The following is a 14,146-nucleotide window of genomic DNA, read 5'->3' on the forward strand; positions in this document are numbered from 1 at the left end:
GCACAGCCTCGGACCGTCTCCGCCTCGAGAGGAGGCTCGCTGATGACGGCGCAGGAGACCCGCCCACAGGCTGCCACCACCCCAACCCGCCCCAGGCTCCGTCGGCGCGTGATCGGGCTGGTCGTGCTGGTCGCGGCCTGCTGGGGAGTGTTGCTCACGGTGCTGCCGTCGCCGTCCGGTGACCCCGTGCTGGTCTCGTTGAGCCCGAGGGACGGCGAGACGGTCACGTCTCCCGACGAGGTCCGGATCACGTTCGACCGGCCTGTCCCCGCGGAGCTCGCGACGGTCCAGATGACCAGTCCCGCAGGCGAGCAGATCGTGTCGAGCCGCCCGTACAACCCGCCGGAGGCCGACGACACGATTGCCGTGCCGATGCCGAAGACCCGCTACGAGGGGATCTACACGGTCATCTGGGCGGTGCCGTCCAGCACCCTCGAACCGATGGTCGGGTCGTCGACCTTCTCCGTGTTCTCGGCGGCGAGGTTCACCGCGGCCCCCGGGCTCGTCGTCGACCGCGACCCGGTCGTCGTCACGGTGTACACCGTGGCGGGAATCCTCGCGACAGCCGCCCTGGTGCTCGGTGTCGGGACCGTCTTCGTGCTCGGGGTCGCCTGGCCTGAGGGCGCCCGCCGCCGGGGATCGCGCCGCTTGCTCCTGTGCACCTGGGTGACCATGGTGCTGGCGACGCTCGTGTCCCTGCTCTCGTTCGGCGGCTACGCCGCCCGGACCTCGCTCGGTGACGCGTTCGACCCGGAGCTCCTCGCCGGGACGGTCGAGTCGGACATCGGGGCGGCGCTCTTGGCCAGGCTGCTCATCCTGCTGCCGCTCACGCTCGGCTTCTGGCAGCTCCTGCAGAGCGTGCCCGCCCGGACCTCGGTCGAGCGCGGCGTGGCCGCGGCGACGGTGCTCGGTGCCGCCTCGGCGTTGGCGGCCGCCTGGGTCTTCGCCCGCCCCCATGCACCGGAGGGACCGGGGCCACTCAGCCTGGTCGCGGGCATCACGCTCCTGCTCGCGGCTGCGGTCGGTGTCGGCGCCGCGGTGATGCAGTGGACTGTCCTGCGTCGGGCCGGTGGACAGGGGTCGCCCGCCGCGCGGCTGCTTGCCCGATTCATGCCGGTAGCCGGTGCCGTGCTGCTGCTCGCGGCGACCACGACCGGCGGCTGGCCGCTGATCGCGTGCGGCGCGCTGGCGGTGGTGATTGTCGGCACGGGGGTGACACCGCTGTACCGGGAGCGGCGGCGCAGTTCCGACCCTGAGGAATGCGACGGCCGGCGGGACAAGCCCGCTCGCCGTGAGCGGAGTCCCTGACGCAAGGAGCCCTGTGCGATCGCAGCGAGGCGCGATGAACCGTGGGTTCCCCGGTCGTCCGGCGGCCGGCGCGAGCCTGGAGACCGGTCCGGCAGAATGGTTGTCGTGCCGGTCGAGATGGATGCCGAACGCTTCGACGCCCTGGTCGCCGAGGCGCTCGACGAGATCCCCGACGAGATCGCGATGCTGGTGCGCAACGTCGTCGTCCTGGTCGAGGAGGAGCCACCCGAGGACGAGCCGGACGACCTGCTCGGGCTCTACGACGGCGTCGCGCTGACCGAGCGCGACAGCTCGCTCATCCCGCAGCTCCCCGACCGGATCTTCCTGTTCCGCGGCCCCCTGCTCGACATGTGCGACGACGAGGACGACCTGGTCGAGGAGATCCGGATCACCGTGGTGCACGAGATCGCCCACCACTTCGGGATCGACGATGCCCGCCTGCACGAGCTGGGCTACGCCTAGGCCGCCAGCCAGTAGCCGAGTCCGACCGCCGCCAGACCCAGGCCGATCGTGAGGACGACGTACGGCGCACCGCGGCGCGGGCCGAGGTCCCGTGCCTGTACGGCGAACGAGGAGTAGGTCGACATGCCTCCGCAGAAGCCGGTGGCGACCAGCGCGTAGGCCGACCCGTCGACCGACCAGCCGACGCAGAGCCCCAGCAGCAGGGAGGCGCCCGTGTTGGCGATGACCGTCCCGGTGTGGAACCGGCCGTCGAGGACCTTGCCGAGGGCGAACCGCAGCGGCGCGCCGACCGCACCGCCGAGCGCCACCCACAGCACCGTCACGCTCACAGCTCGTCCTCCTCGGGCAGCGGCGGGGCGTGGCGCCCGACGAAGGTGACAGCGAGCAGGCACGCTCCGAGGGTGCCGACCAGGTAGCCCGCCGCGAGCACGCTGTCGCCGGCAGCGAGCATCGCCCTGCCCTGCTCGCTCGTCGCCGAGAAGGTGGTGAAGCCACCGAGGACGCCCGGGCCCAGCGCGGCTGCCCACGTTGCCGATCGCCGGACGAACGGCAGCAGCTCGAGGCCGGCCAGCAGCGAGCAGCCGACCACGTTGATCGTGAAGGTGGTCCAGGGGAAGCCGGCACCGTCGGACGCGAGCTCGCCGCACAGGTAGCGGAGTACGGCGCCCGCGGACCCGCCGGCCGCGACCGCGAGCAGTAGCCGCGGCGCAGGGATCACGAAAGGATCGTAGGGCGAGTGGTGGCGTTGCCCGACCACGCCTGCGGGGCGGCGCCGGCCGCCTGCCGGCGGAACTCGCTGAGGAACCAGATCTGGAAGGCGCGCTGCTCCGGGAGCCGCGGGGCCGTGAGGAGCCGCTCGGCCCGGCCGAACTCGTCGGCGGCGTCGAGCAGGTCGATCAGCTCGCCGATCTGCCGGGCGACCTGGGGCGTCATCCGCAGCCGCAGGTCGATCGACTCCCGGCCGGCCTCGAGCGCGTCGTCGACCTGCTCGCGGCCCATCCCGGAGCGCAGCGGTCCCTCGAGCGCGTTGAAGTGCTCGGAGAGCACCTTCGCCAGCGGGTAGTCGTCCTCGTGGGCGAGTGCCAGCAGCCGGATCTCGCGCCGCAGGTCGCGGTAGTGGCGCTGGAAGCGCGAGAACGCGTGCACCGGCACGCCCTTGATCTGGATCGCGACCTCGCCCATCCGGGTGCGCTGCTCGCCGCTGTCGGGTGGGGCCATCAGCTGGAACTCCGCGCCCGCGTCGTCGGAGAACTCGGCGGCCGGCTCGAACCACACCGTCTTGCCCTCCTCCTCGATGATCGCCCCCCAGGCGACGGCTGCGCGGGCGACGATGTCGAGCCCGCGACCGAAACCGCTCAGCGTGCTGATGTCGATGTCGTCGGCCGTCCCCGAGTCGAACGCGTCGAGGTCGAAGGCGTCGAGGTCGATGCCGCCGGCACGCGTCCCGGGTTGCGGGGGGACGAGCGAGGCGTCCGAGACCTCGATCCGGGGGTGCTCGGTGGTGCCGCGGAGCTGGAGCCGGATCGGCGGCTCGGCATGGAGGAGCGCGTTGGTCACCAGCTCCGAGACGCCGAGCTCGGCGCACTCGCACAGGTCCTCACGATCGATCGCCTGACACGTCCGCACGGCCCACCGGCGTGCTTCTTGCACGCCACGAGGGCCGGTGGTCAGGGTGAGGACCTGCCGGTGTGGCAACGTGAACCCCTTCCATGTGCCCCTTGCGGGTAGCCCTCGCGGGCAGGTCCGGTGCCCGAGTCGCTGATTTTGGGTCGGTCATCCTGCAGGAATCCAGGGTCAACTACCCTGATCCACGGCGGTCAAAACATCAGATCGCCAACAGTTCGTTCGTGATTCTGACGCGTCCCCGAGCCGATCCCAGGGTAGGCCCGCGGGGCGGGACGATGGTGGACCAGGCGATGGGGTCGGATCCCGCGGCGCTGTGACCCAGCCGACAGGCGACGACGGGGTCCGCCTTTTGGGAGCAGGTCGGCGCGCACGGGAAGATGGAGCCAGGCACGACGACGCCGTCCTGACCGATCCGGCCCGAGCACCCCACCGAAGTCACAGGAGGCTCACATGACCGACGAGACAGCGACCGACGCGCCGATCGAGCGCGCGATGGTCCCCCGTTCCGAGCGCCACCAGGTCGTCGTGATCGGGTCCGGCTTCGGCGGGCTCTTCGGCACCAAGGCGCTCAAGCGTGCCGACGTCGACGTGACCATGGTCGCGAAGACCAGTCACCACCTGTTCCAGCCGCTGCTCTACCAGGTGGCGACGGGGATCCTGTCCGAGGGCGAGATCGCGCCTCCGACGCGCGAGGTGCTGGCCCGGCAGAAGAACGCCCAGGTGCTGCTCGGCCAGGTCACCGACATCGACCTCGAGGCGCGGACCGTCACCTCGCACGTGCTCGGCCGCGAGCTGGTCACGCCGTACGACTCGCTGATCGTCGCCGCCGGCGCCGGCCAGTCCTACTTCGGCAACGACCAGTTCGCCGAGTTCGCCCCCGGCATGAAGAGCATCGACGACGCCCTCGAGCTGCGGGGCCGGATCTTCGGCGCGTTCGAGATGGCCGAGCTCGGCGCGGCTCGCGGCGAGAACGTCGACCACCTGCTGACCTTCGTGGTCGTCGGCGCCGGCCCCACCGGGGTCGAGATGGCCGGCCAGATCGCCGAGCTCGCCCACCGCACCCTGACCCGTGACTTCCGCGCGATCAGCACCCGGAAGGCCCGGGTGATCCTGGTCGACGCCGCGCCCCAGGTGCTGCCGCCCTTCGGGGCGAAGCTGGGCGCCTGGACGAAGAAGAAGCTCGAGGACCTCGGTGTCGAGGTGATGCTCGGCGCGCTGGTCTCGGAGGTCGACGAGCGCGGTCTGGTCGTGAAGTACAAGGACGGCACCCAGGAGCGGATCTCGGCTGTCACCAAGGTGTGGGCGGCCGGGGTCCAGGCCAGCCCGTTGGGCAAGACCCTCTCGGAGCAGACCGGCGCCCCGCTCGACCGGGCCGGTCGGATCGCGGTCAACCCCGACCTCACCCTCCCGGGCTACCCGGAGGTCTTCGTCATCGGCGACATGATCTCCCTCGACAACCTCCCGGGCGTCGCCCAGGTCGCGATCCAGGGCGCGAAGTACGCCGCCAAGGAGATCGACGGCCGGCTCAAGGGCAAGGCCCCGCAGAAGCCGTTCAAGTACTTCGACAAGGGCTCGATGGCCATCATCAGCCGGTTCCGGGCCGTGGCCGCCGTCGGGAAGCTGCGGTTCACCGGCTTCCTGGCCTGGCTGATGTGGCTCGCGGTCCACCTCGTCTACATCACCGGGTTCAAGAACCGGGTCACCGCCGTGCTCCACTGGCTGGTCTCGTTCCTGGGCCGCGGTCGCTCGGAGCGCACCTCGACCGAGCAGCAGATCTTCGCCCGGGTCGCGCTCCAACGGCTCCAGGGCGGTGCGGCCGACCTGGTCTCCCAACCGGGGGAGTACGACGCCGAGGCCGAGCGCCGACGGCGCGAGGAGCTCGAGCGCCAGGCCCTCGAGGAGGTCCGGCTCACCGACGAGCAGGCCCGCGGCGTCAAGGTCGGTTGATCGGCCGAGCGCGTCTCCGGCGCAGGAGCGGGGCGAGCAAGCTTGCGCCGTTCGCGTCCCGCCGCGCTGCCGGCTGACTACTCGAGCTCGAAGGCGGACTCGGTCGCCTCGGCTGCGGCGCGGAAGCGGTCGAGGTCGCGCGCCCACTTGGGCAGGATGAACACGCCCTCCGCCTCGGCGGTCACCTCGCCGTCGGTGGTCAGGATCCGCCCCTTGCCCCAGGTCTTGATGCCCTCGCGGCGGTCGACCCAGGCCTCGCAGCGCAGGTCGCCCAGCGGCGTCCCCTGGCGGTAGACGATGGTGAGCGTGCCGGTCATCCCGGGCCGGCCGCTGGTGCTGACGGCGTGCCCGAGCACCTGGTCCAGCATCAGCGAGACGACGCCGCCGTGGACGAGTCCCGGCGGGCCCTCGTAGGCCGCGCCGAGGTGGAAGTCGCTCCACGCCTTCCCCTGGCCGTCGCTGCGCACGTCGAGCGGGGGAGCGATCGGGTTGCGCAGCCCCATCACGGCGTTGCCCCAGTTGCGGCCGCGCTTGCCGTCGGCGCGGAAGCGGACGCCGTACGCGCCCTCCATCTGCTGCTTCCGCAGCCGCTCGACGATCGCCTCGACCTCGGCCTGAGCGGAGCGGATCTCGTCGGCGTCGACCTCGGTCCGGATCGTCGCGTCGACCAGCGCCCGCACCGCCTCGGTGAACGGTGCGTAGAGCGCCGCCTCCTGGGCGATCTCCTCGTCGGTGGCGTGCTCGATCTCGAACCTGCTCATGCAGCCACACTAGAACACGTTCTTGTGACCGAGTCGGTGGGAAAACGTAGTGCGACGAGAGTCACTGCTTGATGGAATCGCTCCATGACCGCACTCGTGCTGCCCGACATCCGGTGGTTCCCCAGCTGGGCCGCGACCGTGGAGGACTTCGGCGACGAGTTCCTGCACGGCGCCGGCGCGTGGAACCTCGCTCACCCGCTCGAGCCGACGGAGGAGTGCTGCGAGGAGTTCATCGCCGTGCTGGCGGAGTGCAGCACCGCCGACCCGGCGGTGCAGGTCGTTGCGGGGAGCGGCCGGGTCGCGTCGACGTACTTCTGGATCACGGCCGGCGACGGCGGCCCGGACGACGAGGTGATCGGCTTCCTCAACCTCCGGCACGAGCTCAACGACTGGCTGCTCCAGGAGGGTGGCCACATCGGCTACTCGGTGCGACCGGCGCGGCGCAGGCGGGGGCACGCCACCCGAGCGCTGGCGCTGGGCGTACACCGAGCCGGCGAGCTCGGCATCGAGCGGGTGCTCGTGACCTGCGACACCGGCAACGTCGCGTCCGCGGGCACCATCGAGGCGGGCGGCGGGGTGTTCGAGGACGAGCGCAACGACAAGCGGCGCTACTGGATCCCCGCGCCGATCTAGTCAGTCGGTGGTCCGGTCCGATCGCAGCTCGGGACGGATCTGCTGCAGCACCGCGGTGAAGTGGTGCGGGTCGACGACGCTGCTGTCGATCTCCAGCAGCGGACGGTCGTGACGCTCGATGAACACCCGCCAGCTGCGGTGACCGGCACGTCCCTCGACCAGCACCGGCGTGTAGGGGCTGGCGAGGTCGATGACCTCGAACTTGCCGTCGTGGATCATCTCCAGCTGCCCGCGGATCACCGCCAGCTCGGTGACCGTGGTCGTCGCCCGCACGGCCCACACGATGATGGTGAGGATGATCAGCAGCACGACCAGGCCGTACATGACGTTGGTCCGCTCCTGGTAGGCGAGATAGCCGGCGCCGACCGTCAGTGCCGCGACGAGGATCACGACGCCGGTGATCACGTTCCGCGCTGCGTGGCGCGGCTTGAACACGGCGTTGGTGGAGCGGCTCTGGAGCCGCCTCTCCTCCTCCTCCGGCGTCGAGGCGTACGGCGAGGCCTGGTTCGGCTTCGTGCCGGTGGGGGACGTCGGCGTGGCCGGGTGGCTGCTCTGCGCCGGCTCGACCTCGGCGTCGGCGGGGCCGGCGATCTCGGTCGCGTCCGCAGGAGGCGGGACCTCAGCGGGTTCCTCCGACGTCCGCTCCGGCGGCAGGAACGGCGTCTCGTACTTCCGGGGGGCCGGCGGGACCGGCGTGACCAGCGCCGCGAGCACGTCCCTCCCGGCGTCGCGTGCGTTCGGCACCGACAGTCGCTGCGGGTCGACCGTGCCCGGAGGATCGACCCGGTGCTTGCCGCCGCGGACGGGGTCGACGGGGTCCTCGGCGTACGTCGCCCGCTTGGCGAGCCATCGCCTGATGGCGTCGGTGTCCGCGCCGAAATCGATGTCGTCCAGGTCCCCCAACGCGAGGCCTCCCTTCCTCCGGGCGCGAATCTACGCCGGATCGGACAGGCGCGGGGCCGGTTTCACCACGGTCGGGCGGTAGATTGAGACTGAGTCTCATCCTACGGAGGAGGACGACGTGGACGAGCCGTCGACGACGTTGCGGCCGACCCGCCAGCGCCGCGCGATCAACGAGGCGCTGCAAGGTGCGGCCGACTTCCAGAGCGCCCAGGACATCCACGACACCCTCCGGCGCGCGGGCGAGAAGGTGGGCCTGGCCACGGTCTACCGCACCCTCCAGGCGATGGCCGAGGCCGGACAGGTCGACGTCCTCCAGGGACCGGGAGGGGAGTCGTCGTACCGCCAGTGCAGCACCGAGCACCATCACCACCTGGTCTGCCGCTCCTGCGGTCGCACCGTCGAGGTGACCGGGCCGGCGGTCGAGTCCTGGGCCGACGCGGTGGCTCGCGAGCACGACTTCGCCGAGGTCAGCCACAGCCTCGAGCTGTTCGGGATCTGCGCCGACTGCCGGACCTGACCTGAGCGTCCGGCTCAGCGGTTCAGCGGTCTGCGGTTCAGCACCAGGCGTGCACGCCGGAAGGCGTGAGTGCCTGGTCGCGAAGGACGACGGGCCACAGGTCGCCGTACTGGTTGCAGGTGCGCCGGAAGTACGTGCGGTCGTACTCGATGGCCAGCACCTGGTCGCCGTACGACGCCTCGTAGCGGTCGCACTCCCGCCACTGGCCGCAGGACTCGGCGACCGCGAAGTCGAAGCCGATCGTGGACCCGTCCCACTCGGCGAAGTTCTTCTGCCCGACCGGCAGCCCGGCGTCGTGGGCGGCCCGGACGAGCAGACGGGCGAACGCCTTCGCCTGCCGCCGCGTGATCAGCCGGTGGCTGCGGCTGAACGAGTCGAGGTTGTCGTACTCGACCGCGTCGAAGCCGTCGGCCGCGCAGCGGTCGGTCCACCGGCCGACGATCTCGGCGAGCGCCCTGCGATTGGCGCGGGTGCGGATGTCGAGCAGCCACTCTCCCCACACCTCGTCGACGACGGGGCGGCCGTCGTCCTTGAGCACCAGCCGCCAGTGGTGGCGCCGCCAGAACCGCCGCTCGTCGGGCTGGGTCTGGAAGCCGTTGACGTAGCAGATGTTGTAGCGGTCGGCGAGCGGCTCGGCCAACCGGTCGCGCACCACGATCGTGACCCGGGCGGGGACCTCGTCCCACTCGCCGCCGAGCTGGTAGTCGACGTCGCCCGGGGGGAGCGGCTCGGCCGCTGCCGGTCCGGCGACGGCCATCGTCGCGGCCAGGACGACTGCGACCACCCACGCATGCATCTGGTCAGGGTAGACGCGGAGCGGGGGTCAGCGGGCCAGGTCCGGGTGCGCCCGGCCGGTCACCAGCGGCAGGTCGACGAACGTGACGATGCCGGGGTCGGCCGCGCAGACGTAGGGGATCGAGTTCACGCAGTGCGCGGCCGTGACGACGATTCCCGGGTTGCGCTCGAGGCCGGCTGCGACCGTCGCCGGGTGCCAGCCGTGGATCGTCACGTGGCAGTCCGGGTCGCCCTTCACCTCGACCTCGAACCGCTCCCCGCCGGGGCCGAAGGTCCACGGCGGGTCCAGGTGCTCGTCGCCCATCAGCCAGTTCACGGCGACCCGTACGACGAGGGTCTCGCCGACGTACGCCTCCCAGGAGAACCGCTGCGCGGCGACCTGGCCGGGCTCGACGGTGCCGATCGGCGACTCGATCGGGGCGGTGGCGACGGCGACCTCGCGGTGGGACCGGATCTCGGCGTCGGCGAACCCGAGGGTGTCGAGGGACATCCGCACCGACTGCTCGAAGCCGTTGCTGAGCAGCGCCAGCATCGGGCCGGACAGGGCCTCCTCGGGCGTGCCGCCGAACCCCATGATGTGGCGTACGACGTCCGGGGCGTTGTAGGTGCGGATGTCGGACCACTCCTCACCCCGCACGAACGTGATCGCCGAGGACAACCCCGCGAAGAACAAGGGTTGCTGCTCGGTGGCCCCGCCCGGGTCGATGCCGGTGCCGTGCAGGGTGACGCCGCCCTCGAGCGCGGCCGGCTCCATCCGCGCCCGCTCCTCGGCCGACGGCCAGAACCAACCGAGCGGGGTGACCACGTTCTTCCCCGAGCGGAGGAGCGCCGCGACCTCCTTCGGGTTCGGCATGAGGGGGGAGTAGAGGACGCAGTCCGCGTCCATCGCCAGGATCGCCTCGATGTCGTCGGTCGCGACGACGCCGATCGGCTCGGTCCCGAGGATCTCGCCGACGTCCTTCCCGGCCTTCTCGGCCGAGTGCACCCAGCAGCCGACGAGCTCGAGGTCGGGATGCCGCTGGATGTGCTCGATCGCGGCGCGCCCGACCCCGCCGGTCGCCCACTGGATGACACGGAGGGACACGCGCTCTCCTCGATTTCTCCTGGGTAGGCCCCGTGGGACTCGAACCCACAACCTAAGGATTAAAAGTCCTCAGCTCTGCCAATTGAGCTAGGGGCCCCTGGCCGCCAGGCGCTGCGGCCGCAGTGAAGTATCGCAGGCCGACTCACTCGGCGAGCAGCGCCTGCATCTGCTCGACCTGCGCCTGCTGGGTGTCGGCGACCGCGCTGGCCAGGTCGACGGCCCCGGCGTACCGCCCGGCTTCGACCTGCTCCTCGGCCAGGGTGATCGCGCCCTCGTGGTGGGTGATCATCAGCTCCAGCCACCGCTGCTCGAAGGCGGGGCCGTCCAGGTCCTCGAGCTCCTCCACGTCGGCGTGGGCGGGCATGCCGGGGAGGTCGCCGCCGGGGATCTCCAGGATCTCGCCGCGCTCCTCGGCGTGGGCGTTGGCGTGGTCGCGGATCGTCTCGGGCACCGGCAGGTCCCAGTCGCCGAGCCACTCGGTGAGGGTCTGGATCTCGGGCCCGTGGACGGCCAGGATCTCGTCGGCGACCACCTGCAGCTCCGGCGACACGTCGGCGTCACGGGTAAGGTCGACGAGCACCAGGGCCAGCGCGTCGTGCTGCAGCAGGTCGGACGCGAAGGCCGCGTCCGCGTCGTTGAAGACGTCGCCGTTGGACGCGGTGTGCACCGCCGGCGCCGGAGCGGGTTCGTCGTCGTCGCCACCGCAGCCGGCGAGCGCGCCGAGCAGGAGGGCGAGGGTCGCGACGGGGATCAGCGGGGTGTGCTTGGACATCCCGCGCAGTCTAGGAGCGTCGGTCCCGACCCGGGTGGCGCGGCCACCAGAAGCGCTCCCCGATCGAGGTGGCCAGCGCAGGCACGAGCAGGGTGCGGACGACCAGGGTGTCGAGGAGCACGCCGATGCCGACGATGACGCCGATCTGCGTGAGCGTCACCAGCGGCAGCACGCCGAGCACCGCGAAGACGGCGGCCAGCACCACGCCGGCGCTGGTGATGACGCCGCCGGTCACGGCCAGCGCGGAGCTCATCGCCTCGGCGATCGGCTTGTCGGCGGCCTCCTCGCGCGCCCGGGTCGCGAGGAAGATGTTGTAGTCGACGCCGAGCGCGACCAGGAAGATGAACGCGAACAACGGGACCTGGAGGTCCAGCGCCGGGAAGTCGAGGACGTGGGTGAACAGGAACCAGCCGGCCCCCATGGCCGACGCGTAGGTCGCGACGACGGTGCCCACCAGCACCACCGCGGCGACCAGTGAGCGCAGCAGGACCAGCAGGATCGCCAGCACGATCAGCAGCACCAAGGGGATGATCAGGAGCCGGTCGTCGGCGGCCGCGTCAGCCGCGTCGACGTCCTCGGCGTCCGGACCACCGACCAGCGCCGCCGTACCGAGCTCGTCCCGCAGGCGTTCGATCGTCGCCTCGGACGCGGCGGAGCCGCGGGCGCTCTCGAGCACGACGTCCAGCCGGGTCCAGGCGTCGGACGACCCGGCGGGCCGGACCGAGGAGACCCCTTCCACGGCGGAGACCTGCTGCTGCACCGCGTCGGCCCGGTCCGGCTCGGCCAGGACGACGTTGGGCTCGGCGAACCCGGCGGGGAAGGCGCGGGCGAGGGTCTCCTGGCCCGAGACCGATTCGGGCTTCTCGCGGAACCGCTCGTTCTGGGTCAGGCCGACGTCGAGGCTCAGCGCGCCGGCCGCGAGCATCGCGAGCACGACCGTCGAGCCGGCGGCGAACGTCATCGGCCGCCGGACGACGGCCGCGGCCGCACGCGCCCAAGGACCGGAACGCGACGGGTCCTCCTGACCGGGGCGCGGCACGAACGGCCAGAACAGCCCGCGCCCGAAGAGCACCATCACCGCCGGCAGCGCGACCAGACCGAACAGCACGGCGACGACGATGCCGATCGCGGCCGACCAGCCGAGCGCGCGGTTGGAGGGACTGTCCGCGAAGGAGAGCGTCAGCAGGGCGAGGGTGACGGTCGCCGAGCTCGCGATGACGGCCGGGGCGGCGCCGCGCCAGGCGGCCTGCATCGCGACGAACCGGTCCTCGTGCCGTCGCAGCTCCTCGCGGTAGCGCGCGATCAGCAGCAGGGCGTAGTTGGTGCCCGCCCCGAAGACCAGGACGGAGGTGATGCCGATGGTCGACCCGTCGACGGTGTAGTCGAACGCCTGCGTCGCCACCGCGACCGCGAGCGCGGCGACCCGGTCGCCGACGGCCACGACGACCAGGGGGACCAGCCACAGCCACGGGCTGCGATAGGTGATCAGGAGCAGCAGCGCCACCACCAGTGCGGTCGCCACCAGCAGGCGGACGTCGGCTCCCGCGAAGACGTCCTTGATGTCGGCCTCGAAGGCGGGACCACCGGTCACCTCGACGTCGAGACCGCTCGGAAGCGCCTCGCCGGCCGTCGTCCGCAGGCTGTCGATCTGGCTGTAGCCCGTCGCCTCGTCGAGGGGTACCACGACCAGGCCCACCTCTCCCTCCGGCGCGTACGCCGGCTCGGGGTCGGCGCCCGTGACCGAGAAGTCCGCCAGCTTCACCGCGAGAGCCGCGATCGCCGTCCGGTCGTCCTCGCTGAGGACGCCGTCGTCGCGGGTGACCACGACGATCGCGGGCGCGATGCCGCTCGAGGGCAGGGTCTGGCGAAGCCGCGCCACCTCGGTCGACTCCGCCGAGTCCGGCAGGCCGGCCGTCGGCGCGTTCGACTCCTGCGCCTCCGGCGCGAGCGCGAACATCGCGCCCGACAGCAGGACGAACACGAGGGTGACCAGGGCCGCGCCGCCACGGGTCGCGAGCCGCTGTCGCGCGGGCGGGTCGACGTCGGCGGCGGGCACCTCCCGATCGTAGGAGGACGCGCCTAGCCCGCTCGGTGTTCCACTCCTCGTCACACCGGCGTAGCAGAACCTTCACGCCGTTCGGTGAGATCGTGCGCGATCGGCACTTCCGGTGTCGGCCTGGCTTGGTAGTGTCGGCGCTGCAGTGGATGCAGTTCCTTCAAGGTTTGACGCCTGCGGAGTCTGTGGCCAACGGCGTGTCTGGTTTGTGGTGTCCCATCACGGGTCGGAGCGACGTGTCATCGCATCCGCTGCGGGTCGCCGAGGTGGCGGCTCTCGCCCCGACAATAGGAGTTACGAGCACAATGGCTCAGGGCACCGTGAAGTGGTTCAGCGCCGAGAAGGGTTTCGGCTTCATCGAGCAGGAGGGCGGCGGCGACGACGTCTTCGTGCACTACTCGGCGATTCAGTCCAACGGCTACAAGTCGCTGGAGGACAACCAGAAGGTTGAGTTCGACGTCACCCAGGGACCGAAGGGTCCTCAGGCGGAGAACGTTCGCCCTCTCTGATCCGCAAGGATCGAACCGGGGCCTGACGGCCCCGGACTCTCGGGAGACATCAGTCTTCAGGCGAGGCCCTGTCGGGTTCCCCGGCAGGGCCTCGTCAAATTTTCGCGACTTTCTGGTTTCGAGCGCCCATCGTTGGGCAGGATGGTCCGGAATGGCACCGGTGTGCCCCAAGCGCGAGGGAGTGGGGGACGACCAGTCGTCCACACTCGGGAGGCGGAATCAGTCGTGGCGGACCCGTTCGACGTGGCCCTCGAGGATTCCGACCTGCTCGTCGAGGTCGAGCTGACGACGAACCTCATCATCGCCGCGACCGCCTCCGACGGCCCGCTCCCGGTCGACGAGATCGACAAGATCCTGGGCGTCGAGCCCGACGACGACGTGGCCTGACGAGGACCCTGCGCGGCGATCGCTTCGCCGGCTTGACTTCATACCTTAGGGGGGTATGGTGTCGGGTGTGGAACACGAGCATCAGCACGGCTACATCGGCCGCAAGGACGACCACCTCAAGCGTCTGCGCCGGATCGAGGGCCAGGCCCGCGGCCTGCAGCGCATGGTCGAGGAGGAGAAGTACTGCATCGACATCCTCACCCAGGTGTCAGCGATGACGAGCGCACTGCACTCCTTCTCGATCCAGCTCCTCGAGGAGCACATGAACCACTGCGTCGTCGACGCAGCACGGGCGGGCGACGCCGAGGCCCAGGAGAAGGTCTCCGAGGCGGTCGCCGCCATCAGCCGCCTGGTCCGTTCCTGAGCGGACCGTCGGACACCCAGTC

At 71.2% G+C, this 14,146-nt stretch carries 17 protein-coding genes and 1 tRNA gene; 8 read left to right on the forward strand and 10 right to left on the reverse strand.

Annotation, left to right across the window (positions count from 1 at the left end; translation table 11 throughout):
- Positions 1–42 precede the first annotated feature (42 nt).
- Both H0488_RS05170 and H0488_RS05175 read left to right on the forward strand, forming a co-directional pair.
- On the forward strand, positions 43–1,308 hold the full coding sequence (locus H0488_RS05170) for a copper resistance CopC family protein (protein WP_183098220.1): 1,266 nt from the start codon (positions 43–45) through the stop codon (positions 1,306–1,308).
- 96 nt (positions 1,309–1,404) lie between these two features.
- On the forward strand, positions 1,405–1,770 hold the full coding sequence (locus tag H0488_RS05175) for a metallopeptidase family protein (RefSeq protein WP_220794217.1): 366 nt from the start codon (positions 1,405–1,407) through the stop codon (positions 1,768–1,770).
- On the opposite strand, the gene H0488_RS05180 is transcribed toward H0488_RS05175, so the two are convergent.
- Genes H0488_RS05180 through H0488_RS05190 form a run of 3 tightly spaced genes read right to left on the reverse strand, consistent with a single transcriptional unit; the run spans position 1,767 to position 3,465 of the window.
- Positions 1,767–2,099 carry a fluoride efflux transporter FluC gene (locus H0488_RS05180; RefSeq protein WP_183098222.1) on the reverse strand — a complete coding sequence of 111 codons (333 nt, stop codon included), beginning with the start codon at positions 2,097–2,099 and terminating at the stop codon, positions 1,767–1,769. The two genes, H0488_RS05175 and H0488_RS05180, sit on opposite strands and share 4 nt — an antisense overlap.
- A complete protein-coding gene (locus H0488_RS05185; RefSeq protein ID WP_183098223.1) occupies positions 2,096–2,488 on the reverse strand; it encodes a fluoride efflux transporter FluC in 393 nt (130 codons plus the stop codon). The genes H0488_RS05180 and H0488_RS05185 overlap by 4 nt, the downstream gene beginning before the upstream one ends.
- Entirely contained in the window at positions 2,485–3,465 is a 981-nt protein-coding gene (locus tag H0488_RS05190) for an ATP-binding protein (RefSeq protein WP_183098224.1), read from the reverse strand. The genes H0488_RS05185 and H0488_RS05190 overlap by 4 nt, the downstream gene beginning before the upstream one ends.
- A 381-nt stretch (positions 3,466–3,846) precedes the next feature.
- On the opposite strand from H0488_RS05190, the gene H0488_RS05195 reads away from it, so the two are divergent.
- The gene (locus H0488_RS05195; RefSeq protein WP_183098225.1) at positions 3,847–5,343 is read left to right on the forward strand and encodes an NAD(P)/FAD-dependent oxidoreductase; all 1,497 of its coding nucleotides are present in this window, start codon (positions 3,847–3,849) and stop codon (positions 5,341–5,343) included.
- A gap of 77 nt (positions 5,344–5,420) precedes the next feature.
- Here the strand turns inward: H0488_RS05195 and H0488_RS05200 are convergent, their stop codons facing one another.
- Positions 5,421–6,104, reverse strand: coding sequence for a PaaI family thioesterase (locus tag H0488_RS05200; protein ID WP_183098226.1), 684 nt, complete (start codon positions 6,102–6,104; stop codon positions 5,421–5,423).
- 84 nt (positions 6,105–6,188) lie between these two features.
- Here H0488_RS05200 and H0488_RS05205 point away from each other — a divergent pair, with 84 nt between their 5' ends.
- Positions 6,189–6,737, forward strand: coding sequence for a GNAT family N-acetyltransferase (locus H0488_RS05205; protein ID WP_183098227.1), 549 nt, complete (start codon positions 6,189–6,191; stop codon positions 6,735–6,737).
- Here the strand turns inward: H0488_RS05205 and H0488_RS05210 are convergent, their stop codons facing one another.
- Positions 6,738–7,640 (reverse strand): hypothetical protein, encoded by a 903-nt coding sequence (locus H0488_RS05210; protein ID WP_183098228.1) that lies wholly within the window; start codon positions 7,638–7,640, stop codon positions 6,738–6,740.
- Between the two features lie 118 nt (positions 7,641–7,758).
- On the opposite strand from H0488_RS05210, the gene H0488_RS05215 reads away from it, so the two are divergent.
- A complete protein-coding gene (locus tag H0488_RS05215; protein WP_183098229.1) occupies positions 7,759–8,157 on the forward strand; it encodes a Fur family transcriptional regulator in 399 nt (132 codons plus the stop codon).
- A 37-nt stretch (positions 8,158–8,194) separates the two neighbouring features.
- Here the strand turns inward: H0488_RS05215 and H0488_RS05220 are convergent, their stop codons facing one another.
- From H0488_RS05220 to H0488_RS05240, 5 genes are all read right to left on the reverse strand, one after another.
- A complete protein-coding gene (locus H0488_RS05220; RefSeq protein WP_183098230.1) occupies positions 8,195–8,953 on the reverse strand; it encodes an endo alpha-1,4 polygalactosaminidase in 759 nt (252 codons plus the stop codon).
- 27 nt (positions 8,954–8,980) lie between these two features.
- Positions 8,981–10,036, reverse strand: a complete 1,056-nt coding sequence (locus H0488_RS05225; protein WP_183098231.1) for an NAD(P)H-dependent amine dehydrogenase family protein — start codon at positions 10,034–10,036, stop codon at positions 8,981–8,983.
- A gap of 24 nt (positions 10,037–10,060) precedes the next feature.
- A tRNA-Lys gene (locus H0488_RS05230) sits at positions 10,061–10,133 on the reverse strand.
- A gap of 45 nt (positions 10,134–10,178) precedes the next feature.
- Entirely contained in the window at positions 10,179–10,808 is a 630-nt protein-coding gene (locus tag H0488_RS05235; RefSeq protein WP_183098232.1) for a DUF305 domain-containing protein, read from the reverse strand.
- Between the two features lie 10 nt (positions 10,809–10,818).
- Positions 10,819–12,864 (reverse strand): MMPL family transporter, encoded by a 2,046-nt coding sequence (locus H0488_RS05240; RefSeq protein ID WP_312856223.1) that lies wholly within the window; start codon positions 12,862–12,864, stop codon positions 10,819–10,821.
- A 305-nt stretch (positions 12,865–13,169) separates the two neighbouring features.
- Here H0488_RS05240 and H0488_RS05245 point away from each other — a divergent pair, with 305 nt between their 5' ends.
- The 3 genes from H0488_RS05245 (at position 13,170) to H0488_RS05255 (ending at position 14,124) form a co-directional block, all read left to right on the forward strand.
- Complete coding sequence (locus tag H0488_RS05245) at positions 13,170–13,373, forward strand: cold-shock protein (RefSeq protein ID WP_038681651.1); 204 nt, start codon at positions 13,170–13,172, stop codon at positions 13,371–13,373.
- 225 nt (positions 13,374–13,598) lie between these two features.
- A complete protein-coding gene (locus H0488_RS05250; protein ID WP_183098233.1) occupies positions 13,599–13,760 on the forward strand; it encodes a hypothetical protein in 162 nt (53 codons plus the stop codon).
- Between the two features lie 55 nt (positions 13,761–13,815).
- The gene (locus H0488_RS05255) at positions 13,816–14,124 is read left to right on the forward strand and encodes a metal-sensitive transcriptional regulator (protein WP_183098234.1); all 309 of its coding nucleotides are present in this window, start codon (positions 13,816–13,818) and stop codon (positions 14,122–14,124) included.
- Positions 14,125–14,146 lie beyond the last annotated feature (22 nt).

This window comes from Nocardioides pelophilus (genome assembly GCF_014180685.1).
Classification (GTDB): domain Bacteria; phylum Actinomycetota; class Actinomycetes; order Propionibacteriales; family Nocardioidaceae; genus Nocardioides; species Nocardioides pelophilus.

What these genes read in the sequence shown, in the direction of transcription:
- H0488_RS05170 (WP_183098220.1), top strand. Translation starts at nt 43, where the DNA reads ATGACGGCGCAGGAGACCCGCCCACAGGCTGCCACCACCCCAACCCGC.
- H0488_RS05175 (WP_220794217.1), top strand. Translation starts at nt 1,405, where the DNA reads ATGGTTGTCGTGCCGGTCGAGATGGATGCCGAACGCTTCGACGCCCTG.
- H0488_RS05195 (WP_183098225.1), top strand. Translation starts at nt 3,847, where the DNA reads ATGACCGACGAGACAGCGACCGACGCGCCGATCGAGCGCGCGATGGTC.
- H0488_RS05200 (WP_183098226.1), bottom strand. Translation starts at nt 6,104, where the DNA reads ATGAGCAGGTTCGAGATCGAGCACGCCACCGACGAGGAGATCGCCCAG.
- H0488_RS05205 (WP_183098227.1), top strand. Translation starts at nt 6,189, where the DNA reads ATGACCGCACTCGTGCTGCCCGACATCCGGTGGTTCCCCAGCTGGGCC.
- H0488_RS05220 (WP_183098230.1), bottom strand. Translation starts at nt 8,953, where the DNA reads ATGCATGCGTGGGTGGTCGCAGTCGTCCTGGCCGCGACGATGGCCGTC.
- H0488_RS05235 (WP_183098232.1), bottom strand. Translation starts at nt 10,808, where the DNA reads ATGTCCAAGCACACCCCGCTGATCCCCGTCGCGACCCTCGCCCTCCTG.
- H0488_RS05245 (WP_038681651.1), top strand. Translation starts at nt 13,170, where the DNA reads ATGGCTCAGGGCACCGTGAAGTGGTTCAGCGCCGAGAAGGGTTTCGGC.
- H0488_RS05255 (WP_183098234.1), top strand. Translation starts at nt 13,816, where the DNA reads ATGGTGTCGGGTGTGGAACACGAGCATCAGCACGGCTACATCGGCCGC.